This window comes from Petropleomorpha daqingensis, from assembly GCF_013408985.1.
Lineage (GTDB): Bacteria > Actinomycetota > Actinomycetes > Mycobacteriales > Geodermatophilaceae > Petropleomorpha > Petropleomorpha daqingensis.
In genome coordinates this window covers 3,007,175-3,030,669 of the sequence record NZ_JACBZT010000001.1, presented here as the reverse complement: position 1 = coordinate 3,030,669, position 23,495 = coordinate 3,007,175, and the positions used below count along the sequence as shown (strand labels likewise).

Sequence of the window (23,495 nt, the reverse complement as noted above, 5' to 3'; positions counted from 1 at the left end):
TCAGGACGCTGCGGTTTTTCCTCACCGTGCACGGGACTACTCCGGCCGTCCCGGCGGTAACCGGGCACGCGGGGACTCCGGCGTCGGCACACCGTTGAACAGACAGCGTGCTCGCGGACGCGGCGGTCCCGGGAGCACCCATGGATGCAATCGCGGGCCTTGACCTGGCCGAGGTCGCCGCCTCGCCAAGTCCTCTTCCCCAACGTTCGCAGGAGATGCTGCAGAGCCTCCGCGGCCTCGTCCCGTTCGACGCCGCGTGGCTGGCCGTCGCCGACCCGATGAGAAGCAGCTACACGGGCGTGGCCAGTACCGATCTCGACGAGTGCACCCTGCGGTACCTGAGCGGTCCCTCGATGGCGCACGACATCGAGGTGACCCATACCGACCCCGCGCGCCCGCCGCTGAGCCCGTCCGACCTGCCCTACCCCGCCGCGGACCTGCCGACGTGGGCCGAGTGCTTCATCCCCGCTGGCTTCCACGAGGCCCTTGGCGTCGCCCTGTTGGACGGCGGGCGGCGCCACGTCGGGCACCTGGCGCTGCTCTTCAGCAGCAAGGAGCCGCCATCCCCCGTCGCTCGGCGACGGTTGCACCAGCTCACCCCTGTCCTGGCCCGCGGGATCGACCCATTGAGCTCGCTGGCCGCGGCAGCGCAGGTGGTGCGGGGGGCGACCGCCGGCACGGTGCTGTGCTGCGACAGGGTCACCCGGCCGCTCCCCGGCCTGGACGGCGACGCACTGCTCGCTGAGGGATCGGCGGTCGTCGCCGTCGCCCGGTCGTGCATCGACGACAGCCAGGTCTTCACCTCCTTCCTCTGGCCGCGTGGGGGCAGCCACGCCCCGGACGGGCACGTGCGAGTGTCCGTCCTGGCCAGTCCCGGGGAGGGACCGGCGCACCTGCTCGGGGCGGTGGTCCTCTCCCCCGTGACCGACCTGCGGGGGCTGACGCCGCGCGAGCTGGAGGTGCTCGGGTTGCTGATCGACGGGTGTTCCAACCAGCAGATCGCCCACGCGCTCGTCGTGGCGCCGCGAACCGTCGCTGCCCACATCGAGCACATCCTCGTCAAGCTCGACGCGCCCTCGCGGACGCTCGCCGCCGTGCGCGCCGAGCGCGAAGGCCTCTACGTTCCCCCGACTCCGTCGCCCTGCCGACCGCAGGGCTGCACCGCATGAGCACGCTGCGGCTCCAGCGCTTCGTCCGCACGAGCCTGTGGCTGCGGCCGCTCGGCTGCCTGGCCGCGGGCGCCCTCCTCGCCGTCGGCACGCTCGCCGTGGACCGGGCGACGGACTACGAGCTCCTCCCCCAGAGCCTGACCGGGACGCCGTCCGACGCGCAGACGATCCTGTCCTCCTTCGCCACCGCCATGGTGTCGCTGACCACCCTCGTCCTGACGGTCACCCTGGTCGCGGTCCAGCTGGCGATGGGCCAGTTCTCGCCCCGCATCGTGGGGGCGCTCCTCACCGACCGGTGGAGCCAGCTGGCGATCGGCCTGTTCGGCGCGAGCTTCCTGGTCGCGGTGCTGACTCTCCGCGAGATCCGCGGCTCCGACACCGGCACCGTGCCCGGGCTGTCGATGCTGCTGTCCTACGTCCTGATGCTCGCCAGCATCGTCGTGCTCGTCCTGTTCGTGCACCACGCCGGCCAGGGCCTGCGGGTCTCCGGGCTGATCGACCTCGTCGGCGACCGCAGCCGCGAGTTCATCGTCCGCGAGCACGGGGACGTACCCGCCGTCACCGGTGGTCCGGACGGGATCGTCGCCGCGGAGCCCGGCAACCTGGTCCGCGTCGACCGGCCCGCCCTCGTCGCCGCGGCCCGGCGGGCGGACTGCGTGCTGGAGCTGGTGCCGGTCATGGGGGACTTCGTCGTCGGCGGCGCGCCGCTGTTCCGGGTGCATCCCGAGCCCTGGTCGGCGGTGAGCGGGAACGGGGGGCCGGCCGTTCGGCTCCAGGCCACCGACGTCACCCACCACGTCCTGCTCGGCCCGGAGCGCGTCCACACCGAGGACCTGGCCTACGGCTTCCGCAAGCTCGTCGACATCGCGGTGCGGTCGATCGCCCAACCGTTCAACGACCCCACGACAGCGGTCCAGGCGCTGCACCGGCTGCACGACCTGCTGCGCCAGATCGCCGGTCGCCCCCTTCCCTGCGGTGAACACCGCGACGAGGACGGCGTGGTGCGCCTGATCGAGCGGACCGTCAGCTGGGACGGCTACGTCCGGCTGGCCTTCGACGAGATCCGCCTGGCCGGGGCGTCGGAGCCGCAGGTGACCCGGAAGATCTGCGCGGCGCTGGCCGACCTCAAGAGCGTGGCACCGCCCGACCGGCAGGAACCGCTGGACCGCCAGCTCCGGCTGCTGGAGGCCGGCGTCCGACGGGCCCACGAGGATGCGGAAGACGTCCTCGCTGCCCTCACGCCGGACACCGAGGGCATCGGTTCGGGGGCCGACGTCACAGCCACGCCGAAGCCACGGTCGACTCCCCGACCGTCGTGAGGGTGCGCGACACCCGATCCCGAGCGCGCCGCTACGAGCCCACGAGCAGCCGTCCGACTGATGATTCCCAGGAAGATCTCAGGCGATTGTCAGGCGGCTTTCTGGCGCGTGCGGCAGGTATTCAGGAGTCGAATTGCCGGAGGCTGAGCGGCCGCGACATGGGCGAGGACTACCGGAGGTTCCCCTGAGCGACACCACGAGCCGCCCTTCGGCGACGGACCCCGGCTACGTCCTCGACCCGGCCTGGCACGCGGAACGGGAGCGGCTGACCAGCCTCACCGGCCTCTACGACGGCACCACCCTCCGGCTCGCCGACCAGCTGGGCCTGACCGCCGGGTGGCAGTGCGTCGACGTCGGTGCCGGCACCGGCACCGTCGCGCAGCGGCTGGCCGACCGCGTCGGACCCACCGGGCGGGTGCTCGCCATCGACACCGACACCCGCTTCCTCGCGCCCCTCGCCAGCGAGGTGCTCAGCGTGCAGACGCACGACATCACCACCCAGCTGCTGCCAGAGGGACAGTTCGACCTCGTGCACGCCCGACTACTGCTCGAGCACCTGCCCGGCCGCGACCAGGTCCTGCGCCACCTCGCCTCAGCCCTCGCCCCCGGCGGGTGGCTGTTGATCGAGGACTTCGACTGGGCGACCGCCGCCGTCATCGACCCCCCGGCCCCGGTCCACCAGCGGGTCACCCAGGCATGCGGCAGGCTCCTGCAGGCCCACGGCTACGACCCGCACTACGGGCGGCGCCTTCCCCGCTCGCTGCGCGAGCTCGGCCTGACCGACGTCGGAACCCACGCCGTGGCAGAGCAGGTCGACGCCGACCCGGTCCACGGCGTCCCGCAGTGGGAACTGCTCATCCACCAACTCTCCCCGGGCATGCTGGCCGCCGGCCTGGTCACCCAGGTCGACCTGGACGCCTTCACCGACCTGCTGCACGACGGCCGCACCGTGGTCTTCGCCCCGCTCATGGTCAGCTGCTGGGGTCGACAACCCCCCGTCTCGGCCGACGATGGGATGCGCTGACCAAGCCCACTCGGAGACGATGGGAGGAGTCGGAGGTCTGGAGCACGCCCAGCGCCGAACTCTGGATTGATCGGCGGTCGGAGCGTGCAAGCAAAGGCGAATCGCCCGGCCCGATGCCTCCGAGCCACCTCTCTGTGTCTGCAGGCGGCCTGAGCGATAGGCGCACGACCGCCTGTGACGGCGATCGCCGCGGGCTGCTCATGTGTTGGAGCGCCGGATCGCCCTACAGTCCCTGCGTGGCCAGTCCAGAAGAGGGCCAGGACCTGATGCGGCAGGGCCGCGAAAGTCGGGCACGGTTGCGCGAGCAGGTCGCTGACGCCCACCAGCGCCTCGGTGAGGCGGAGCACGCGGCCGAGGAAGCGTTGCATCGCGTGGCCGGTCAGCTGCCCGACCCTGAGCGGGTCCACCGCCGGGCCAGCGCGCTCTCCGCCCACGGTGACGAGCATCTGCACGCGGCCCAGCGGGAGCGCACAGAATCCGAGACGGACGGCGGTCGCCCCGCCGCCCACCCGGTTGATGGCCATTCGGGCTGAGGGGCGTGCGATGCGAACCCCCGCGGAGCCCTCCCGGCTGCACGATGACTTCGCAGATCTCTCGACCGAAGCCGTGCAGAACTGGGCGCAGTCGGCCCGGCTCCGGGCACAGCAACTGTGCGATCAGGCCGAGGCGCAGCAACACCGGGCGTCCGCGCTCTGGGTCGAGCTCGGACTCGGCGCGGCCGACAGGACCGACAGCCGCCTGCGCCGGCGGCTGCAGTTGGCCGAGCTGCAGATCGCGCACCTGGAGAAGGCGCTGGCCAGCAATCGGCGCATCGGAATGGCCATCGGCATCCTCATGGCCCGCCACGGGCTCACCGAAGATCAGGCGTTCGCAGCCCTCCGGCTGTTGAGCAACCGGCGCAACGTCAAGCTGCACGTGCTGGCCGAGCAGATCATCTACGCCGGCGAGCCGTAGCAGGCTTTGACGCTCCTGCTCTGCCCTCGCGGTTGTCCCACATGGTCCTGCCGGGGACAACCGGCCGGCTCGGCAGGAGGGCAGGCCTCCGGGTGATCCCTGTCAGGCGGCCACAGGCGCGTCGGTCAGGTGATCGGCGGTCTCACCTGCTCGGCGGCGATGGATTCGACCTGCTCCCTGTCCACGACGCAGCCGCCTGGGCAGTCGAACTCCACGGGCCACTCATTCGACCAGCCGACGGCCGCTCGTCGCCCGCAGTTCGGGCAGTCCTCCCAGGTCACCCGCTCACTCTGTTCCACGATGGCGCCTTCCGACCCCACCCAGCGCGCGCTGGAATGGGGAGGCGACCCGCTCACACTGTTCGAAGCAGAGGCCCCTCGGGATGAAGCTTCCCTCCCCCTGGGAACCGTTGCCAATCCGAACGATGGGGACGCGCGCCGTCCCAGATCGGGCCGCCTCGACAGGCGCGGCAAGGGGAGACGACGCAGGGTCTTTTCTGGTGGGCGGGGCCGCGCGGAGCCCGCATAGCTGCGGCAGCATGCGCAAGGCGGGTTATCCCCCGATGGGCGTCTCGCGGTGCGTGACCGAACCCCTGCCGAAGGGTCAGTGGGCGTCACTCGAGACTGGGTGGGAGGGAGCGGTGTCGACGCCGACGATCCACGTCACACCGTAGCGGTCGGTGAGCATGCCGTACAGCGGCGCGAAGGGAGCCGGCGCCAGCGGGATCAGCACCGCCTGGGCATCGGCGGCCAAGCCGTTCCACAGCGGCTGGATCTCAGCGCCGTCGGTGCCCTGCAGGGTGATGTAGAAGGGGTTCGTGCCGGGGTCGTAGCCCTTGGACGGCTGGACGTCGTAGGCCATGAGGGCGAAGCCGCTGGGCGCGTCGAGCCGTCCGAACGCGACCTGCTGTGCCTGGGCGGGGTCCTCGACGGCGTGGATGTCGGTGTAGGTGGCGAGTGAGATATCGCCGCCGAACACCGACCGGTAGAACTCCAGCGCCTCGCGCGCCTGACCGCGGAAGTTGACGTGGGTGGTCGTGGTGACGCTCATGACGGGCCGCCTTTCGATAGGGGGTTCCGGGCCGGTGCTGGGACGGTCAGCCGCCGCGCAGGGCGGGGAGCAGGACGCCGTCGATCAGGGTGAGGCTGAATTCGCGGGTGATCGGGAGCTGCTGCACCGCACGCGCGATGCACATCATCGGGATGAGCTCGGCCAGGGTGTCCAGATCGACCGGTGGCCGGAACTCGCCGCGCTCGACCGCGCGCCGGATGAGGGTCCGACCGGCCTCGACCCACGGTCCGATGCCCGCGCCCGCGACGATGTCGGCGAGGCGAGGGTCGGCCTTGGCCACCGCCAGCAGACCGGCCACGGCCTGGATGCGTACTTGCTGCTGCTCATCGTCGAAGGGACGGATCATCGCGGCCAGGTCGCCGCGCAGCGTTCCGGTGTCGGGCAGGTGCGCGGCGTCGACGTCGCCGCTGCTCATGCCGGACACCGCCTGAAGGACCAGGTCGGCCTTGGTCGGCCACCGCCGGTACACCGTCGCCCGGGCCATGCCCGTCCGGGCCGCCACCATGTCGATCGTCATCCGGTCGTAGCCCTGCTCGGCCAGCACGGCCAACGTCGCGTCCAGGATCACGGCGTCGCGGGTGTGATCACGCTTGCGTCCCGGGCGGCCCCGCTCCTCGCTCACAACCAACACGATACGCATGCATCTCGATATGAGCAAGTATTGATATGGTTCGCTGCGACGCCTCGGATCGACCGGGGGGCAGGGAGGTCGGCGTGCGGACTGTGTCGATGCACGACCGCCGGCGCGCGATGGTGCGACGACACCACCTCGCCGGCGCCGCCGGGACGCCGGAGGAGGTGACGCGATCGCTGGTCGCCCTGCACGCCACCGATCCGGCCTCGGTCTACCTGTCCGTGCTCGCCCGCAGCGCCGCCTCGACGCTGAGCGACGTGTCCGCGGCCCTGTACGACCGACGCAGCCTGGTCCGGTGGATGGCGATGCGGCGCACCCTGTTCGTCTTCCCGCGCGAGGACATCCCGCTGGTCCAGGCGGCGGTCAGCACCCCCTTGGCCGCGGTGCTGCGGCGGCGCCTGATCAGCCAGCTGGAGCGCAACGGGAGCGAACCGCCCGTCGACGGCGATCCCGCCGCCTGGATCGACGAGCTGGAGCGACGGGTCGAGCGAGCCCTCTCCCGGCGCGGGACGGCCACCGGCGGGCAACTGCGCAGCGACGAGCCGGCCCTGGCCACCCGCATCCCCGCGCGAGCCCCCTCCGAGCGCCCGCAGCTCGTCACCACCTCGCTGTTGACGCTCATGAGCGCCGCCGGCCGGCTCGTGCGTGGCACCCCGACCGGCCCCTGGACCAGCCGCCACCACCGATGGGAACCGATCGGGCAGTGGTGGCCCGACGGGCTGCCCGACGTCGATCCGATCCGCGCGCAGCGCGACCTCGCCCGCCGCTGGCTGACCCGGTTCGGACCCGCCACGTTCGAGGACCTGCAGTGGTGGACCGGCTGGACCAAGACCACCACGGGCCAGGCGCTCGCACAGCTACCGATCGAGACCGTCGACCTGCACGGCGCCGAGGGCATCACGCTCACCGATCCCGACGACGAGCCCGGCTCCGAAGAGCCGGAGCCGACGGCGACCCTGCTCCCCGCCCTCGACCCCACCCCGATGGGCTGGAAGTCCCGCGACTGGTTCCTCGGCATCGACAGCCGCAGTCTGTTCGACCGAGCCGGCAACATCGGCCCCACCCTCTGGTGGGACGGCGAGATCATCGGCTCGTGGGCCGTCACCCCGCACGGCGACGTCCGCACGACCGTGCTCGCCGACCGCGGCGTCGCCGCCGCGCAGGCGATCGAACGAGCCGCAGCGACGCTCCAGCACCGACTCCAGGGGGCCGTCGTCACCCCCGCCGCCCGGACCCCCCTCGAACGATCGATATCGGAGGAGGCGCGGTGAGGACCCGCGGCTGAAGCCTCGGCGGTACCGCACCAGAGACGACGCAGGCCGCTCTCCCGAGGGAGAACGGCCTGGTCAACGGGGTGGAGCTGAGGGGACTCGAACCCCTGACCCCCACACTGCCAGTGTGGTGCGCTACCAGCTGCGCCACAGCCCCTTGCTCTGGTCCGGTGCTCCCGGAGCCGTTGGCAACTGTACAGGGCTGGAACGGCGAAGCGGCGGAGGGGTGGCGAGCGGGTGTCAGCCCTTCATCTGCGCGATGCGGAGGTGGTTGCCGAAGGGGTCGCGGAGACCGAAGTCGATGCCGTAGGGCTGGTCGACCGGCTCCTCGCTGATGTCGACGCCCTTCTCCTTGAGCTCGGCGTAGGTCTTGTGCGCGTCGTCGCAGCGGAAGAAGAGGTGGCCGCCGGTCGCGCCCTTGCTGAGCAGCTCGCGAACTTGCGCCGCGGTCTCCTCGCTCATCGACGGCGGGCCGGGGACCTCGAGGAGGATGCCGCGGCCGGCGTCCCCGGGGACGTTGATGGTCAGCCAGCGCATGAAGCCGAGGTCGACGTCCTCGCGGACCTCCATGCCGAGCTTGCCGACGTAGAAGTCCAGCGCCTTGTCCTGGTCGGTGACGTAGATCTGCGTGGTGCCGAGTGAGTTCAACATGGGCAGAACGCTAGAAGGCCTCACCGACCTGGGGCTTCTCCAAAACTGCTCGGTCTGGTCCAGGCCATCGCGAAGCAGGACGGCACGGGCGGCAGCGGCCCGCGCTCGCGGTAGACGCTCGGCGGCTCGCCGACGATGTCGCGGAAGACCCGGCTGAACGTGCCGAGGCTGGCGAAGCCGACGTCCATGCAGATGTCGGTGACGCTCTTGTCGGTCGAGCGCAGCAGCCACATCGCCCGCTCGACCCGCCGCCGCTGCAGGTAGCGGTTCGGGGTCTCGCCGAAGGTCGCGCGAAACGACCGGATGAAGTGGGCCTCGGAGACGTGCGCGATCCGCGCCAGGGTGGGGACGTCGAGCGGTTCGGCGTACGAGCGGTCCATCGCGTCCCGAGCGCGCAGCAGCCGCCGGTTGTTCTCCTCGGTCGCCCGGCTCACACGGGCGATTGCATCAGATGGAGACGCCGCGCTCGCGCAGCCACGGGATGGGGTCGATCTTCTTGCCGTTGATGCCGCCCTGGTGCACCTCGAAGTGCAGGTGCGGGCCGGTGGACTGGCCGCGCTGACCCAGCAGCGCGATCTGCTGGCCGGCCTCGACGTAGTCGCCGACCTTCACGAGGATCTTCTCCATGTGGCCGTAGACGGTGACGTCGCCGTTCTCGTGGAGGATGTAGACGGCCAGACCGAAACCGCTGGCCGCCCCGGCCCTGAGCACGACGCCGTCCATGGCCGCGTACTCCGGGGTCAGCATCGGGGCGGCGAGGTCGATGCCCCAGTGCATGGTTCCCCAGCGCATGCAGAAGCAGGTGGTCAGGCGGGCGCCGTTGACCGGAAGCACGGCCTTCGGACGGGCGGCCTCGCGAGCGGCGGCCTCGGCCTCGGCGCGGGCGGCCCGGGAAGCGGCCACCTCCTGCAGCCGGGCCTGCGCCTCTGCCTCGGTGATCGAGGCCATCGGCATGATTTCGCCGCCCTGCTCGCTGGTGTCGAGCGCCTGCCGGGCGGCGAGCACCGAGGTCGCCTCGGCTGAAGCAGGGGTGATGCCGTGGAAGCCGACGACGCCCGCGGCAAGGCCGCCGGCGACGAGCGCCACCAGCAGGGCGAGGGGACGGCGGTGCAGCCGGTGCGTGCGCCGAGGGCGGCCGTGCTGACCGCGGCGGGCGGAAGGCCGTGCCGGCCGCTCGAGGAGGTCGGCGTCGTCGATCCGCGCGCTCATGCACCTGCCCGTCTCGGGGAAGCGGCCCGATCCGGGCCCGTGGGGGTCTCCCCCATGTAAAGCGTTGCGTGACCGATTCGTAACCCCCTGTACGGCGTGTTGACACGAACACGCCGTGTGAACGGTCTCACGAAGGACACCGATGGGGTTCGGAACGTGCACTCAGGCCCGGGTCGAGCCGGTCGGGAAAGGGTTGAGCCGCGGGCTGCTGCGGCTCAACCCCAGTTCGTCCAGGTCAACCCGCGCCGGTAACGGCGCTCGCCGAGGCCGGACGAGCATCGCGGAAGCGCCGGGCGGCGAAGGCACCACCGACCACCAGACCGGCCCCGAGCGCCACCATCACCGCGACGGCAGCCCGCCCCAGCAACGACGGCCCGCTCGACAGCACGTGCGAGGTCCACAGGACGTCGACGTCCGGCAGACCCTCGACGAGGAGCAGCCAGCCGAGCAGCAGCGCCATCAGCCCGGTCATCACCCCGCGGCCGCGCCACGCCGAGCGCACACCGAGCACCGCGATCAGCAGCACCAGCACCGCCGGCAGCAGCGCCGACACCACCGCCCCCGTGTGCGACCCGACCGACGCCGCCGGCGCCGGGGTCGCGAGCCCGTGCCACAGCGCCGCCGCAGCGCCCACGGACAGCAGCACGCCCACCGGCCGCGGCGACCGCGCCACGAGACCGGACACGACCCCGACCAGCGCGAGCAGCAGGTACGCCGGCCACACCAGCCACGGCGACGGCGGCGGACTCCAGGTCAGCTCGCCCGTCACGACCGCCTTCGAGGACCCGTAGGACACCGGGATCGACCACTCGAACACCCGGTGCGGCCGCGACGGGTCGGCGGCGACCGCCGGCGGCAACTGGCCGGCGATCATCCAGTGCGTGCGGTGGTCGTGCCACACGTAGGCCGCGTCCGTCGAGACCCGCTCCCAGTCGGGGTCGGCGTGCGCGTCCGCGTACGAGGGCAGCGGAGCGCGGCCGGACGGATCCAGGTTGATGTAGGTCGACGGGCTGTTCCGGTTGCGCCAGACGCCGTCCGGGCCGATCCGCAGGTACGGCTCGTCGGTGTAGCCGGGCACCACCACCTCGGTCGCCGATGCGTTGACCAGCTCGACGTCGTCGCCGAACTGCAGCACCCGCACCGAGACGCCGGGCATCGGCGGCGTCACCGCCAGCACCCGGCCGTCGAAATCACTCCCGGCCGTACCGCCCCCGACGTGGGCCTGGGCCGGCCCCGCCACCACCAGCGCAGCCAGCACGCAGAGCAGGACGACGAGCAGTCGCCTCACGACCCGGCGGCGACCTTCGCGAGGTCCGACGCGATGTCCTTGGGCGTGTTCCCGGCGTCGAAGGCCACGTGCGCCTTGTCGTCGGCCCCGTAGAGCAGCAGCAGCGCGGAATGCGTCTGCCCGCCGTCCTGGGCGAGCGGCACCCCCGCGGACAGCTGCGCCTGGTCCAGCGTCGCCTGGTCGCCGGTCAGCCCGACGAACGGCGTCGGCAGGTCGGCGTCGAACCGGTCCAGCCACTCGCGGATCACCTGCGGGGTGTCGCGGGCCGGGTCGGTGGTCACGAACACGACCTGGATCTGCGCGGCCACCGCCGGGTCGAGCTTGCGCAGCGCGACGGCGATGTCGGCGAACGTCGTCGGGCAGACGTCGGGGCAGTTCGTGTAGCCGAAGAAGAGCAGCGTCGGCCGGCCCTGCGTGGCGGTCGTGAAGTCGTAGGCCGCGCCGGAGGTGTCGGTGAGCGTGAACGACGGCCGCTGGTAGGGCGGGTCCAGGTCGATGCCGGCGTAGGTGCCGCCGTCGTCCCCCCGGACCTGGGCCGGCGCGGAGTGCGAGTGCTCGGCCCCGGCCTGCGACACCTCGGTGCCCGACGAGCCGCCGGACCCGCCGCAACCGGCCAGCAGCAGCCCCGCGGAGAGCAGGACGGCCAGCCGGTTGCGCACGGACCCACTCACGAGGACACGGTACGTCGCCCGGCTCGCAGCCCCAGGACGACACCGGCGCCGCCGAGCACGAGCGCCACGATCGACAGGATCAGCGCCACGGTCCCGGTGCTGCTCGAGCCATCGGAGGACGACGACGCCGACGACGAGCCCCCATCCGAGGACGAGGACGACGACGCCCCCACCGTCAGCGTCGGCGCCGGGTGGTCCGGCTCCGGCTGCCCCTCGACGGTCGGGTCGATCCACGCGGTCTCGGTGCCGTCGCTGTAGGTCTGCACCGCGGCGAACGACAGCGCCTTGGCGTCCGGGAACGGTCCGACCGACAGCGAGAACTCCTGGAACTGGCCCGGGCCGATCCCCGGGTTGCCCGGGTCCGCGGCGAACTCCACGACCGAGACCGCCTCGGTGATCTCGTTGCCGTCGTCGTCCTTCTCCGGCGGGTTCAGCGCCGTCCGGGTCAGCGTCGTCGTCCACCCGGGCATCGGCTCGGTGCTCACCGACGCGAACGGGTGGTCGGTGGGCAGCTGGATGCGCAGCTTCACCGTGCTGGCCGTGTCGCTCTCGTTGGGCACGCGGAAGACGATCTTGCCGTAGCCACCCTGGGTGGCGTCGGGCGAGGACACGCTGACGTGCGCGGACGCGACGCCGAGGCCGGCGAACAGCAGGCCGACGAGCGCGACCAGGACGATGCCGAGCCGGGTGGCCGGACGGGGCAGGGACACAGCTCTCCTCAGGGTTGTTCTCGGGTCACGGCTTCCACGGTCACCTGACCGGGAAGGTGGTGCTGGCCGTGTAGGCGGTGAACTCGTCCTTGCGGACGCTGATCTGCAAGGTCCAGGTGCCGGCCGCCGGGATGTCCATCGCGTCGGCCGAGTAGTGACCGGGCCCGGCGGGCTGGAGCTTCACGTCGATCGGCCCGAGCTGCTGCGAGGGCTCGGCGATCGTCACCGTGATCCCGGCCGGCTGGGTGAGCTGGCCGGCGTCGTCGAACAGGTAGACGTGCAGCACGTTCGGCCCGGTCGACGCGGGCTCGATCGACACCTGCACGCTGCCCGAGGTCCCCGACGTCCCCTTCAGCGGCAGGGTGGTGTCGACCGGCTGGACGACGGCGCTCGCGGCCGGCGGCGTGCCGACCAGCACCGACGTCACCCCCAGGACGACGACGGCGAGCAGCAGCTCGACCACCACCGAGCGCCGCAGCCGCGGCAGGGCCGCCACCGCGTCACCCGCCTGGGCGCGCCTGCGCTCGACGACGGCGTCGTCGACGTCCTCGGCGACCGGGTCGGACGGCTCGGCGGCGAACGCGTGCGCGGTCACCCGCCGGCTGCCGGCGGGCCGGTGGTGCACGCCGAGGTGCTGCTGCACCCACACCCGCGAGACGCCGGCCGCCGCCAGGATCACCGCGACGATCAGCAGCTTGGTCACCAGCAGCCAGCCGTACTCGGTCGAGACCAGCGCCGCCGGGGTGCCCACCTCGCGCACCGCCTGCACGATCCCGGTGACCACCAGGGCCACCACCGCGCCGAACGCCATCCGGGAGAACCGCGGCATGGCCACGGCGAGGTCGTCCGCCGGGATCCCGGGCCGCAGGACGCCGACCACCAGCCCGGTCAGCCCGCCCAGCCAGACGGTCATCGCCGCCACGTGCACGACCGCGATCGGCAGCTCCAGCCCGGGCCACGGGCCGGCAACCGGGTGCCCGACCGCCGCGGTCGTGACGACCAGGCCGAGCGCGGCCACCCCGGACGCCGGCAGCATCCAGGACGTCGGCGGCTCACCGCGCCGCCAGGCGGGGGCCAGTGCGGCCACGAGGTACAGCGCCAGCAACGTCCGGATCATGAGGACGACGCCGTAGGTGGTGCTCGCCGTCGTGTCGAGCAGCGCGGTGTCGAACACCGACCCGAGCCCGGCGCCGGCGGCGTACGGCCCCTGGACGGCGAAGGAGCCCAGCGCCCCCAGCGCGGCGGCGATCGCGCCGCCCTCGCTCAGCCGGCGCAGCCGCACCGACGTCCAGCCGCCGGGCCAGCAGACCATGAGCAGCACCGGGATGCCGACGGCCAGCGCGAGGCCGGCGAAGCCGAGCCATCGGGCGACCGGCAGCGCCACCGCCACACCGGCATCGGTCGCCTGGCTGACGTCGCCGGCGCCGGCCGTGATCAGCGGCCCGTTGCCGACGGCGAAGGAGAACGCCCCCGCCACGGGGTGCGAGTCGGCCGAGATCACCCGGTAGGTGACCAGGTACCCGCCCTCGGGCAGCGTGTCGCGCAGCGGGATCGTGACGACGTCGCCGCTCACCTTCGGCGCCCCGGTGTCCACCCGCTGCTGGCGCGCGTCGAGCACTCTCGCGTACCCGGCACCGAGGGAGACGCCCTCGCTGAAGTGCAGCGTCACCTGCGCCGGCGCGCTGGACAGCCGGGCGCCGTCCTCGGGGTTGGTCGACTCCAGCTCGGCGTGCGCTGCCGCGGGACCGGCCAGGACGACGCCGGAGACCAGGAACCCGCCGAGCAGCGCGACCAGCAGCGCGAGCGCGCGGCGCCTCACGCGACCACCCGGCTCCGCACCGGCGCGGCCGCGGCCCGCCGGCGCCGGCCGCGCCAGGCCATCGCGGCGACCAGCAGCACCCCGGCGACGAGCAGCAGGTGCGCCACCGCGCGCTCGGCCGGCACGTGCCCGTTGCCGAGGTCCCGCACGGTCACGACGGTGAGCAGCACCGTGAACGTGCCGAGGAACGGCAGCGCCCCGGCGGCCAGGCGCGGCGCGGCCGCGACGGCCAGGAAGGCAGCGGCCAGGGCGAGGTTCCAGGCGCCGGTCTCGTGGGCCATGTGCACGGGCGCGCTCATGGAACCGTCGGCCAGGACCGGCCAGGCGATCCCCGCCTGCGCGACGCCGATCGCCAGCAGCGCCAGGCGCAGCGCGGTCTCGACCAGCCGGGCGCGGGCGGCCGCGGCCGTTCCGGGCAGCTCCCGCGGCAGCGCCTGGAGCACCCGCGCGGTCAGGTCGGGCACCACCGGGGCAGCGGCCAGGCGGGCACGGCGGGTGACGAGCGCGGCGTCGTCCGCCCACGCGGCGCAGGCCGGGCAGGTCGCGAGGTGCTCGTCGAGCGCGCGCTCGGGCACGCCGAGGGGTTCTCCGTCGATCCGCGCGGAGAGCGCCTCGCGGTACGCAGGACACTGCATGGTGCAGTAGTCGCCCGTGCGCGGACGTGGGTTCCCGCACGATCCCGGCTTTTTCGACACCCGGCTGCGAAAGTGGAGACGTGGAGGAACTCGAGCGGCTCGCGGCGGACGCCGTGGACGGCGACCCGGTCGCCGCTGCCGCGCTGGTCCGGGCCACCCAGTCCGACGTCTGGCGGCTGTGCGCGGCGCTCGGCGACCCGCAGGCGGCCGACGACCTCGCGCAGGAGACCTACCTGCGCGCCTTCGGCTCGCTGCACCGCTTCGAGGGCCGCTCGTCGCTGCGCACCTGGCTGCTGGCGATCGCCCGCCGGGTGTGCGCCGACGCCCTCCGCACGCGGCGCCGTCGTCCGTTCTCCCTGGTCCGGGACGACACCGACCTCGAGGCGCTGGCCGGCGGGGACGGCGCCGACACCGTGGGCGAGGGCGCCGTCGTCACCGATCTGCTCGACCGGCTCGACGCCGACCGCCGCGAGGCGTTCGTGCTCACGCAGCTGCTGGGCCTGCCCTACGCCGAGGCCGCGGAGGTGGTCGGGTGCCCCGTCGGCACCATCCGCTCCCGCGTGGCGCGTGCCCGGAGTGACCTGATCGACGCTCTCGCGGACGACACTCGGCAGGAGGAAGCAACGGGTAGGTGAACGGAGGCCGAAGGTTGGGCACCTAAGCTGCCCGACGGCCGCGGAACCTCCCCCGCGCCGAACCGTTCGCCGACCACGGAGCACGCGTGCCCTTCAGCCTGTCCCCCAAGGACTCGAGCTTCTACCCGCTGTTCACCGCCTCGGCGGAGAACCTGGTCGAGGCGACGAACGTCCTCTCGGACTTCATCCACGACCACGCCCGCCGTGAGGAGCTGGCCGGGAAGCTGCGCGAGCTCGAGCACGCCGGTGACCAGTCGACGCACGCGATCTTCCGGCAGCTGAACACCAGCTTCGTGACGCCGTTCGACCGCGAGGACATCTACAACCTGGCCAGCGACCTCGACGACGTCATGGACTTCGTGGAGGCGGCCGCCGATCTGGTGATCCTCACCGGCCTGGGCACCCTCCCGGCCGAGATGAGCCAGCAGACCGCGCTGCTGCAGCGGGCCGCGCAGACCACGGCCGAGGCGATGCCGCGGCTGCGGACGTTCAAGGACCTCTCCGAGTACTGGATCGAGGTCAACCGGATCGAGAACGAGGCGGACAAGCTCTACCGCCGGCTGATCTCGCGCCTCTACAGCGGCGAGTTCGACGCGCTGGAGATCCTCAAGCTCAAGGAGGTGGCCGACCAGCTCGAGGAGGCGGCCGACGCCTTCGAGCACGTGGCCAACGTGGTCGAGACGATCGCGGTCAAGGAGTCCTGACCCCTCCCATGGACGGGCTCTTCCTGGCGCTGATCGTCATCGTCGTGGTGGCACTGGCGTTCGACTACACCAACGGCTTCCACGACGCGGCCAACGCCATCGCGGTCGCCGTCTCGACCAAGGCCCTCACCCCCCGGGTGGCGCTGGCCCTGGCGGCGGTGATGAACCTGGTCGGCGCGCTGATCTCCACCAAGGTGGCGGCCACCGTCGGCGCCGGGATCATCGACCCGCCGTCCGGCCCGGGCGGGCTGCAGGTGGTCTTCGCCGCGCTCATCGGCGCGATCGCGTGGAACCTGATCACCTGGTACTTCGGGCTGCCCTCGTCGTCCTCGCACGCCCTGATCGGCGGCCTGGTCGGGGCGGCGCTCGCCGCGGCCGAGTCCGTGCAGTGGATGGGGATCGTCGACAAGGTCGTCATCCCCATGGTGCTGTCGCCGCTGGTCGGCTTCGGCCTGGGCTACCTGTTCATGCTCGCCATCCTCTGGACCTTCCGGAACCGGGCGGCGCACCGCACGGAGCGGGGCTTCCGCCGGGCGCAGATCTTCAGCTCGGCCGCGATGGCGTTCGGCCACGGCACGCAGGACGCCCAGAAGACGATGGGCATCATCACGCTGGCGCTGATCACCTCGGGCCACCTCTCGGAGGAGAACTTCGAGGTCCCGCTGTGGGTGATCCTCGCCTCGGCACTGGCGATCAGCGCCGGCACCTACTCCGGCGGCTTCCGGATCATCCGCACCCTCGGTCGCCGGGTCATCCAGCTCACCCCGGCCGGTGGCTTCGCGGCCCAGACCGTGGCGTCGGGCGTCATGATCGCGACCGCCACGGTGTTCGCCGTCCCGGTGTCCACGACGCACATCACGACCACCTCGATCATGGGCGTCGGCGCGACCCGGCGGCTGTCGGCGGTGCGCTGGGGCGTGGCCGGCAACATCGTCGTCGCCTGGGTGCTCACGCTGCCCGCGGCGGGCATCGTCGCCGCTCTGGCCTACTGGCTCACGCACGCGATCGTCGGCTGACAGGATCGCCCCGGTGACCGCCGGGCAGATCGAGCAACCGGTCGCGCTCAGGACGACGCGCGGCCGGTGGCTGATCGCGGTCACCGTGCTCGCCTCGGGCATGGCGTTCCTCGACGGGACGGCGGTCAACGTCGCCCTGCCCTCGATCGGCCGCGAGCTCGACGCGGGGCTGGCCGACCTGCAGTGGACGCTGTCGGGCTACACGCTCACCCTCGCCGGGCTGATCCTGCTCGGCGGTTCGCTCGGCGACCGGTACGGCCGCCGCAAGGTCTTCCTCATCGGCGTGGCCTGGTTCGCCGCGGCGTCCCTGCTCTGCGGGCTGGCCCAGGTCCCCTGGCAGCTCGTCGCCGCGCGGGCGCTGCAGGGCATCGGGGGCGCGCTGCTGACGCCCGGCAGCCTCTCGCTGATCCAGTCGTCGGTCCGGCACGGCGACCGCGGGCGGGCGATCGGCATCTGGTCGTCGCTGGCCGGCATCGCCGGGCTGGTCGGGCCCTTCCTCGGCGGTGCCCTGGTCGACGTGGCGAGCTGGCGGCTGGTGTTCTTCATCAACGTGCCGATCGCCGCGGTGATCCTCGTCGTCGCGCCGCGGCACGTGCCCGAGAGCCGGGACGGCGCCCACCACGGGCGCTTCGACTACGCCGGGGCCGTGTTCGGCGCGCTGGGCCTGGGCGGGATCACCTACGCGCTCATCACCGCCGGCGAGGACCCCGGCCGTCCCGACGTGTGGATCGCCGCCGCCCTCGGGGTGCTGGCCGGCGTGGCGTTCGTGGTACGCGAGCGGCGGGCGGCGGACCCGATGCTGCCGCTGCAGCTGTTCGCCGAGCGGCAGTTCACCGGGGCGAACCTCTCCACGTTCGCCGTCTACGCGGCGCTGGCCGGTTTCTCGCTGTTCCTCGTGCTGCAGCTGCAGGAGGTGCTCGGCTACGGCGCCACGGCCGCCGGCGCGGCGATGCTGCCCTCGATCCTGCTCATCACCCTGCTCTCACCGCGCGCCGGCGCCCTCGCCGAGCGGATCGGCCCGCGGATCCCGATGACGGTGGGGCCGCTGATCGCCTCCGCCGGCACCCTGTACCTGGTCGGGGTCGACGGCAGCGCGCCGTACTGGCTCGAGGTGCTGCCGGGCTCGCTGCTGCAGGGTCTCGGCATGGCCACGACGGTTGCCCCCCTGACCGCGACCGTCCTGGGCGCGGCGCCGGACTCGAAGGCGGGGATCGCCAGCGGCGTCAACAACGCCGTCGCGCGGGCCGCGCAGCTGCTGGCCGTCGCCGCGCTGCCGGTCGCCGTGGGCCTCTCGGGCACCGACTACGACCACCCGGAGGTCTTCACGGCGGGCTACCGCACCGCGCTCGTCGTCTGCTCGGTGCTGTTCGCGGTGGGCGGGATCATCGCGTGGGTCACCATCCGCCGCGACGTCCTGGAGCCGGACTGAGCCGCCGTCCCGCTCTCTGGGACGGCGCCTCGCCATTCCCGATCGGTCTGGTAGACATAGCGCCGTGACGGCGACCGCAGTGCTCCTCGTGGGCAGGATCCACGTCGACCTGCTGCGCGTCTGCACCGCCACCTGTCCGGGCTGCTGACTCCCGCACCCCTTCCTCGCCGCCGGGCCTCGCCGTGCCCGCGCGCCCGAACCCGGAGTTCCAGCCCTCGTGAAGACCCTCGTCCTGCTCGCCCTGGTCGGCCTGGGCGCCCAGCTCGTCGACGGCAGCCTCGGCATGGCCTACGGCGTCACGTCCACGACGCTGCTGCTGGCGATCGGCACCAACCCCGCCGCGGCCTCGGCCACCGTGCACCTCGCCGAGATCGGCACCACCCTGGCCTCCGGAGTGGCGCACTGGAGGTTCGGCAACGTCGACTGGCGCGTGGTGCTGCGCGTCGGCGTCCCCGGCGCGATCGGCGCCTTCGCCGGTGCCACGGTGCTCTCGCACCTGTCCACCGAGGTCGCCGCGCCGGTGATGTCGCTGATCCTCCTGGCCCTCGGCGTCTACCTGCTCGTTCGGTTCACGCTGCGCGGCATCGACCGGCGCAACCTCGGCAAGCCGCTGCGCAAGCGCTTCCTCACCCCGCTCGGCCTCGTCGCGGGCTTCGTCGACGCCACCGGTGGCGGCGGCTGGGGGCCGGTCGGCACCCCGGCGCTGCTGGCCAGCGGCCGCCTCGAGCCGCGCAAGGTGATCGGGTCGATCGACACCTCGGAGTTCCTCGTCGCGCTCGCCTCGAGCCTCGGCTTCCTGCTGGCCCTGGGCTCGCAGGGCGTGAACTTCGTCTGGGTGCTCGGGCTGCTCGCCGGCGGGCTGGTCGCCGCCCCGATCGCCGCCTGGCTGGTGCGGCACATCCCGCCGCGGCTGCTCGGGTCGCTGGTCGGCGGCATCATCGTGGTCACCAACACCCGCACGCTGCTGACGAGCGACTGGATCGACGCGTCGGACCCCGTGCGCTACAGCGTCTACGCGCTGCTCTACGCGGTGTGGGCACTGGCGGTCGTGCACTCCTTCCGGCAGTACCGCAAGGAGCGCGCGCTGGAGACGGTCGAGGCGAACGTCGCCGAGGAGCAGCCGGAGCCTCAGCCCGCCAGCAACTGATCCTCGAGCTCGGGCGGCAGGCCCGGCAGCGGGCGACCGGGACGTGGTTCCGGTCGCCCGCTGTCCTGCATCCAGGCCCAGGTGTCGGCGACCGAGTCGCGCACCGGCCGGCTGGGCAGCCCGAGCTCGCGGGCGCGGGAGGTGTCGACGTCCCAGGCCGTGCGGGCGGTCTCGTCGGCCAGCCACAGCGGCAGGTGCACCCACTCCTGCACGCCGGCGGCGAGCAGCTCGGTGTCCGGGATCGGCACCCACTCGGCGTCGCCGTCCGTGACCTCCCGGCAGACGTCGAGCAGGCCGCCGAGCGTGGTCATACCGGCCGGGCCGGTCGCGTTCACCGCACCGCCCTGCCCCTGCTCGGCCATGGCCACCAGCCAGTCGGCGAGGTCGCGCGCGTCGACGACGGCGATCGGCTGGTCGAGGTGCGCCGGGACGACGACGAGGCCGCCGCGGGCGATCCGGTCCAGCCACCAGCCGAGCCGGTAGAGCGGGTCGTGCGGGCCGATGATCAACCCCGCCCGCGCGGTGAGGAACCGGTCGCCGAGCGCCTCGCCGAGGATCCGCTCGGCCGCGGCCTTGTTCTGGCCGTACTCGTCCTCGTCGGTCTCCCAGGTCGGCTCGTCGTCCTCGGGTCCGATCGGGCCGGGCGGCCAGGTGCGGTAGGCGTTGAGGCTGCTGACGAACGCGTAGCCGGCGACGTCGGCCAGGACGGCGGCGGCGTTGGTCGCCGCCGGACGGGACTGGCAGGAGGTGTCGACGACGAGCTCGGGCGCCCAGCCGTCGAGGGCCGCGGGCAGCGCGTCGGGGTCGTCGCGGTCGCCGTGCAGCGCGCGGGCGCCCTCGGGCGGCTCCCCGGAGACGCCGCGGGTGAACGTGGCGACGTCGTGCCCGCGCTCGAGGGCGGAGGTGACGACGTGCCGGCCGAGGAAGTGGGTCCCACCGAGGACGAGCAGGCGCATGGCCCCACTCCAGCGGAGCCGCTCCCCCTCGTCCAGCGGGTTCGCCCGAAGCGGAACGGTCCTTCGACTAGCTCGCCGGGGTCAGCTCCGGCACCTGCGGGATCGGGGTGGCGCGGGCGGCGGCGAGCACCATCGACGGCGAGCGCGGCAGGCCGCGGCGGGTGCACAGCCGCAGGGCGCGGGCGCCGGTGACGACGTCGGTCTCCGGCGGGATGACCAGCAGGTCGGCCCGGCGGTCGCCGCCGTCCCAGCTGATGCAGACCACCTGCGGGTCCATGCTGCGGAAGCCGCCGGTGCGCACGACGCGGCCCAGCACGGCGATCTTGCGCGGGATCGCCTCCCACGCCTCGAGCGAGTAGGTGAACCGCTCCACGCGGACGCCGCGGCGGCCGAGCTCGGCGATGAGCTCGGGCAGCTCGACGGTGAGGTCCTGCCCCCGCGGCCACCAGGCGCCGTCGAAGGCCGAGTCGTTGGCGACCCCGGCGTCGTGCCGGAGACTCACCCGGACGTCGATCCCGCCCCGGAAACCGTTCCTGCCCAGGGCCGTACGGGTGATGACCATGCGCGCTCGCGCCGCCTCTCGTGCCTCGTCTCAGCGACCCGCGGGGAGACGGGTCCGATCAGAACGTAGGCGGGCAGAACCGCAGGTCAGCGGCAGGAAGAGGTGGGCGTGGCGGACCGGTCCGGCTCGTCGCCACGACCCGTGACCGGTCCGCCACAACCGCCTGCCGCAAGCGTGGATCAGGTCACCTGATCAGACGCTGTCCTCCCGCACCAACGCTGGTGCGGGAGGCCAGTCAGTGATCAGGTCACCTGATCACTGACTGCCGCGGGCTCAGAGCTTGGGCTTGCGGTTCTTGGCCTTGCCGCGCTCGTTCTGGTCGAGGATCACCTTGCGGATGCGGATCGCGGCCGGCGTGACCTCGACGCACTCGTCCTCGGCGCAGAACTCCAGGGCCTGCTCCAGGTTGAGGATCCGCGGCGGCACCAGGCGCTCGAGCTCCTCAGCGGTCGAGGACCGCATGTTGGTGAGCTTCTTCTCCTTGGTGATGTTGACGTCCATGTCGTCGGGGCGGGAGTTCTCGCCGACGATCATGCCCTCGTAGACCTCGGTCGTCGGGGCGACCATGAGCGAGCCGCGCTCCTGCAGCGAGAACATCGCGTAGGAGGTCGCCACGCCCTGCCGGTCGGCGACCAGCGAGCCGGTCGGCCGGGCACGCATGTCGCCCAGCCACGGCTCGTAGCCCTCGAGGTTGTGGTTGAGGACGCCGGTGCCGCGGGTCTCGGTGAGGAACTCCGTGCGGAAGCCGATCAGGCCGCGCGACGGGACGATGTACTCCATCCGCGCCCAGCCGGTGTCGTGGTGCACCAGGTTCTCCATGCGGCCGCGACGGGTGGCCAGGGCCTGCGTCAGCGTGCCGACGTACTCGCCGGGGACGTCGATGGTGACCCGCTCGACCGGCTCGTGCAGCTTCCCGTCGATCTCCTTGGTGACGACGGTCGGCCGGCCGACGGTGAGCTCGAACTCCTCGCGGCGCAGCTGCTCGACCAGGATCGCCAGCGCCAGCTCGCCGCGGCCCTGCATCTCCCAGGTGTCGGGCCGCTCGGTGGGCAGCATGCGCACCGAGACGTTGCCGACCAGCTCCTGGTCCAGGCGGTTCTTGATCAGCCGGGCGGTGAGCTTCTTGCCCGAGCGGCCGGAGATCGGCGAGGTGTTGATCCCGATCGTGATCGAGATCGACGGCTCGTCGACCGTCAGCGGCGGCAGCGGGCGCGGGTCGTTCGGGTCGGCGAGGGTGTCGCCGATCATGATGTCCTCGATCCCGGCGACGGCGACCAGGTCGCCGGGGCCGGCGCTGTCGGCCGGGGTCCGGTCGAGACCCTCGGTGACCAGCAGCTCGGTGATCTTGACCCGCTGGATGGTGCCGTCGGTCTTGCACCAGGCGACCTGCTGGCCGTTCTTGAGCTCACCGGAGTGGATGCGCAGCAGGGCCAGCCGGCCGAGGTAGGGCGAGGCGTCGAGGTTGGTGACCTGCGCGCGCAGCGGCTCCTCCGCGTCGTAGACCGGCGCCGGGATGGTCTCGAGCAGCGTCTTCACCAGCGGCGCGAGGTCGGGGCTGTCCGGGCTCGTGCCGTCCTCGGGACGGTTGAGCGAGGCCTGCCCGGTCTTGCCGTTGGAGTAGACGATCGGGAACTCCAGCGCCTCCTCGGACAGGCCGTTGTCCTCGAGCAGCTCCATGAACAGCTCGTAGGTCTCGTCGACGACCTCGGAGATGCGCGCGTCGGAGCGGTCGGTCTTGTTCACGACCAGGATCACCGGCTTGCGCTGGCCGAGCGCCTTGCGCAGCACGAAGCGGGTCTGCGGCAGCGGGCCCTCGGACGCGTCGACCAGCAGGACGACGCCGTCCACCATCGACAGCCCGCGCTCGACCTCGCCGCCGAAGTCGGCGTGGCCGGGGGTGTCGACGATGTTCACCGTGACCGGGTTGCCCTGCTCGTCGCGCAGCCGGATCGCGGTGTTCTTGGCGAGGATCGTGATGCCGCGCTCGCGCTCGAGGTCCATCGAGTCCATGACGCGGTCCTGCGTCGTGTCGGCGTCCGTGCCCTCACCCTTCGCGCGGTGGAGGGCGCCGGCCTGCCGGAGCAGGGCGTCGACCAGGGTCGTCTTGCCGTGGTCGACGTGGGCGATGATCGCCACGTTGCGCAGGTCGTCGCGAGTGGGCATGCGGAAGAGCACCTCAGGAGAGTTCGGGGAGTCCGCGGCGTCCACGCGCGCGGTACCTCGTGCAACAGCCGCCCGGTCGGCGACCTTCCCAGGGTAGTCGCTCAGCGCGCGGAGATCTGCGTCTCGCCCCGGTCGGCCACCCCGAACGTCACCCCTGAGGCGACGATCGTGACCAACGCCACGGACAACCAGTCGTTCAGCCCCACCCCGAGGGCGAGCACGTGGGCCAGCGCGAACGCGACGAGGTAGAGCAGCCCGAGCCCGACGGCGACCGCCCAGCCGCGGCGGCGCACCCACAGCGCGGTGGCGCCGAGACCGCACGCGGCGAGGACGATCCCGCCCAGCGCGCGGACGCCGGTGCCCTGCGCGACGCCGAACCCGACGGCCAGGCCGAACGCCACGAGCAGCGCCGACGGGAAGCGGGTCCGGGTCAGGGTCGAGGTCGCCATGCCCCCAGT

At 72.6% G+C, this 23,495-nt stretch carries 25 protein-coding genes and 1 tRNA gene; 11 read left to right on the top strand and 15 right to left on the bottom strand.

The window, feature by feature from the left end; genetic code table 11:
• Positions 1-140: 140 nt before the first annotated feature.
• The 5 genes from GGQ55_RS14985 to GGQ55_RS14965 all read left to right on the top strand — a co-directional run bounded on the left by GGQ55_RS14985 (position 141) and on the right by GGQ55_RS14965 (position 4,466).
• Positions 141-1,169 (top strand): helix-turn-helix transcriptional regulator, encoded by a 1,029-nt coding sequence (locus GGQ55_RS14985; RefSeq protein WP_179718002.1) that lies wholly within the window; start codon positions 141-143, stop codon positions 1,167-1,169.
• Positions 1,166-2,488, top strand: a complete 1,323-nt coding sequence (locus GGQ55_RS14980) for a DUF2254 domain-containing protein (protein ID WP_179718000.1) — start codon at positions 1,166-1,168, stop codon at positions 2,486-2,488. The genes GGQ55_RS14985 and GGQ55_RS14980 overlap by 4 nt, the downstream gene beginning before the upstream one ends.
• Positions 2,489-2,621: 133 nt before the next feature.
• A complete protein-coding gene (locus tag GGQ55_RS14975) occupies positions 2,622-3,512 on the top strand; it encodes a methyltransferase (RefSeq protein ID WP_179717998.1) in 891 nt (296 codons plus the stop codon).
• A gap of 236 nt (positions 3,513-3,748) precedes the next feature.
• On the top strand, positions 3,749-4,045 hold the full coding sequence (locus GGQ55_RS14970; RefSeq protein ID WP_179717996.1) for a hypothetical protein: 297 nt from the start codon (positions 3,749-3,751) through the stop codon (positions 4,043-4,045).
• Positions 4,046-4,055: 10 nt separating this feature from the next.
• On the top strand, positions 4,056-4,466 hold the full coding sequence (locus GGQ55_RS14965; protein WP_179717994.1) for an ANTAR domain-containing protein: 411 nt from the start codon (positions 4,056-4,058) through the stop codon (positions 4,464-4,466).
• A 603-nt stretch (positions 4,467-5,069) separates the two neighbouring features.
• Here the strand turns inward: GGQ55_RS14965 and GGQ55_RS14960 are convergent.
• Positions 5,070-5,516 (bottom strand): VOC family protein, encoded by a 447-nt coding sequence (locus tag GGQ55_RS14960; RefSeq protein ID WP_179717993.1) that lies wholly within the window; start codon positions 5,514-5,516, stop codon positions 5,070-5,072.
• Between the two features lie 46 nt (positions 5,517-5,562).
• Positions 5,563-6,159, bottom strand: coding sequence for a TetR/AcrR family transcriptional regulator (locus tag GGQ55_RS14955; protein WP_218859285.1), 597 nt, complete (start codon positions 6,157-6,159; stop codon positions 5,563-5,565).
• Positions 6,160-6,251: 92 nt separating this feature from the next.
• On the opposite strand from GGQ55_RS14955, the gene GGQ55_RS14950 reads away from it, so the two are divergent.
• A complete protein-coding gene (locus tag GGQ55_RS14950) occupies positions 6,252-7,442 on the top strand; it encodes a winged helix DNA-binding domain-containing protein (RefSeq protein WP_179717991.1) in 1,191 nt (396 codons plus the stop codon).
• Between the two features lie 84 nt (positions 7,443-7,526).
• Here the strand turns inward: GGQ55_RS14950 and GGQ55_RS14945 are convergent.
• From GGQ55_RS14945 to GGQ55_RS14905, 9 genes are all read right to left on the bottom strand, one after another.
• Positions 7,527-7,599 (bottom strand) — tRNA-Ala (locus tag GGQ55_RS14945).
• A gap of 83 nt (positions 7,600-7,682) precedes the next feature.
• Positions 7,683-8,093 carry a VOC family protein gene (locus tag GGQ55_RS14940; RefSeq protein ID WP_179717990.1) on the bottom strand — a complete coding sequence of 137 codons (411 nt, stop codon included), beginning with the start codon at positions 8,091-8,093 and terminating at the stop codon, positions 7,683-7,685.
• Between the two features lie 20 nt (positions 8,094-8,113).
• On the bottom strand, positions 8,114-8,527 hold the full coding sequence (locus GGQ55_RS14935) for a helix-turn-helix domain-containing protein (RefSeq protein WP_179717988.1): 414 nt from the start codon (positions 8,525-8,527) through the stop codon (positions 8,114-8,116).
• Between the two features lie 13 nt (positions 8,528-8,540).
• Positions 8,541-9,302, bottom strand: a complete 762-nt coding sequence (locus GGQ55_RS14930) for a M23 family metallopeptidase (protein ID WP_179717986.1) — start codon at positions 9,300-9,302, stop codon at positions 8,541-8,543.
• 235 nt (positions 9,303-9,537) lie between these two features.
• Positions 9,538-10,590, bottom strand: coding sequence for a hypothetical protein (locus GGQ55_RS14925; protein WP_179717984.1), 1,053 nt, complete (start codon positions 10,588-10,590; stop codon positions 9,538-9,540).
• Positions 10,587-11,261: an SCO family protein gene (locus GGQ55_RS14920; RefSeq protein WP_179717982.1), complete on the bottom strand. Its 675-nt coding sequence runs from the start codon at positions 11,259-11,261 to the stop codon at positions 10,587-10,589. The genes GGQ55_RS14925 and GGQ55_RS14920 overlap by 4 nt, the downstream gene beginning before the upstream one ends.
• Positions 11,258-11,971, bottom strand: coding sequence for a YcnI family copper-binding membrane protein (locus tag GGQ55_RS14915; RefSeq protein ID WP_179717980.1), 714 nt, complete (start codon positions 11,969-11,971; stop codon positions 11,258-11,260). The genes GGQ55_RS14920 and GGQ55_RS14915 overlap by 4 nt, the downstream gene beginning before the upstream one ends.
• A 40-nt stretch (positions 11,972-12,011) precedes the next feature.
• Positions 12,012-13,790: a copper resistance CopC/CopD family protein gene (locus GGQ55_RS14910; protein ID WP_179717978.1), complete on the bottom strand. Its 1,779-nt coding sequence runs from the start codon at positions 13,788-13,790 to the stop codon at positions 12,012-12,014.
• The gene (locus tag GGQ55_RS14905) at positions 13,787-14,425 is read right to left on the bottom strand and encodes a zf-HC2 domain-containing protein (RefSeq protein WP_179717976.1); all 639 of its coding nucleotides are present in this window, start codon (positions 14,423-14,425) and stop codon (positions 13,787-13,789) included. Before GGQ55_RS14905 ends, GGQ55_RS14910 begins: the two co-directional genes overlap by 4 nt.
• A gap of 80 nt (positions 14,426-14,505) precedes the next feature.
• On the opposite strand from GGQ55_RS14905, the gene GGQ55_RS14900 reads away from it, so the two are divergent.
• The 5 genes from GGQ55_RS14900 (at position 14,506) to GGQ55_RS14880 (ending at position 19,356) form a co-directional block, all read left to right on the top strand.
• Positions 14,506-15,060, top strand: coding sequence for a sigma-70 family RNA polymerase sigma factor (locus tag GGQ55_RS14900; protein ID WP_179717975.1), 555 nt, complete (start codon positions 14,506-14,508; stop codon positions 15,058-15,060).
• An 86-nt stretch (positions 15,061-15,146) separates the two neighbouring features.
• Positions 15,147-15,764, top strand: coding sequence for a DUF47 domain-containing protein (locus GGQ55_RS14895; RefSeq protein ID WP_179717973.1), 618 nt, complete (start codon positions 15,147-15,149; stop codon positions 15,762-15,764).
• An 8-nt stretch (positions 15,765-15,772) separates the two neighbouring features.
• A complete protein-coding gene (locus GGQ55_RS14890; RefSeq protein WP_179717971.1) occupies positions 15,773-16,780 on the top strand; it encodes an inorganic phosphate transporter in 1,008 nt (335 codons plus the stop codon).
• A gap of 13 nt (positions 16,781-16,793) precedes the next feature.
• Positions 16,794-18,209, top strand: coding sequence for an MFS transporter (locus tag GGQ55_RS14885; protein WP_366489374.1), 1,416 nt, complete (start codon positions 16,794-16,796; stop codon positions 18,207-18,209).
• A 217-nt stretch (positions 18,210-18,426) separates the two neighbouring features.
• A complete protein-coding gene (locus tag GGQ55_RS14880; RefSeq protein WP_179717969.1) occupies positions 18,427-19,356 on the top strand; it encodes a sulfite exporter TauE/SafE family protein in 930 nt (309 codons plus the stop codon).
• Here the strand turns inward: GGQ55_RS14880 and GGQ55_RS14875 are convergent.
• The 4 genes from GGQ55_RS14875 to GGQ55_RS14860 all read right to left on the bottom strand — a co-directional run bounded on the left by GGQ55_RS14875 (position 19,338) and on the right by GGQ55_RS14860 (position 23,486).
• Complete coding sequence (locus tag GGQ55_RS14875) at positions 19,338-20,312, bottom strand: NAD-dependent epimerase/dehydratase family protein (protein WP_179717967.1); 975 nt, start codon at positions 20,310-20,312, stop codon at positions 19,338-19,340. The two genes, GGQ55_RS14880 and GGQ55_RS14875, sit on opposite strands and share 19 nt — an antisense overlap.
• 67 nt (positions 20,313-20,379) lie before the next feature.
• Positions 20,380-20,814, bottom strand: coding sequence for a DUF5994 family protein (locus GGQ55_RS14870; RefSeq protein ID WP_366489371.1), 435 nt, complete (start codon positions 20,812-20,814; stop codon positions 20,380-20,382).
• Positions 20,815-21,147: 333 nt separating this feature from the next.
• On the bottom strand, positions 21,148-23,037 hold the full coding sequence (gene typA, locus GGQ55_RS14865) for a translational GTPase TypA (RefSeq protein WP_179717964.1): 1,890 nt from the start codon (positions 23,035-23,037) through the stop codon (positions 21,148-21,150).
• Between the two features lie 101 nt (positions 23,038-23,138).
• Positions 23,139-23,486 carry a hypothetical protein gene (locus GGQ55_RS14860; RefSeq protein ID WP_179717962.1) on the bottom strand — a complete coding sequence of 116 codons (348 nt, stop codon included), beginning with the start codon at positions 23,484-23,486 and terminating at the stop codon, positions 23,139-23,141.
• Between the last annotated feature and the right edge of the window lie 9 nt (positions 23,487-23,495).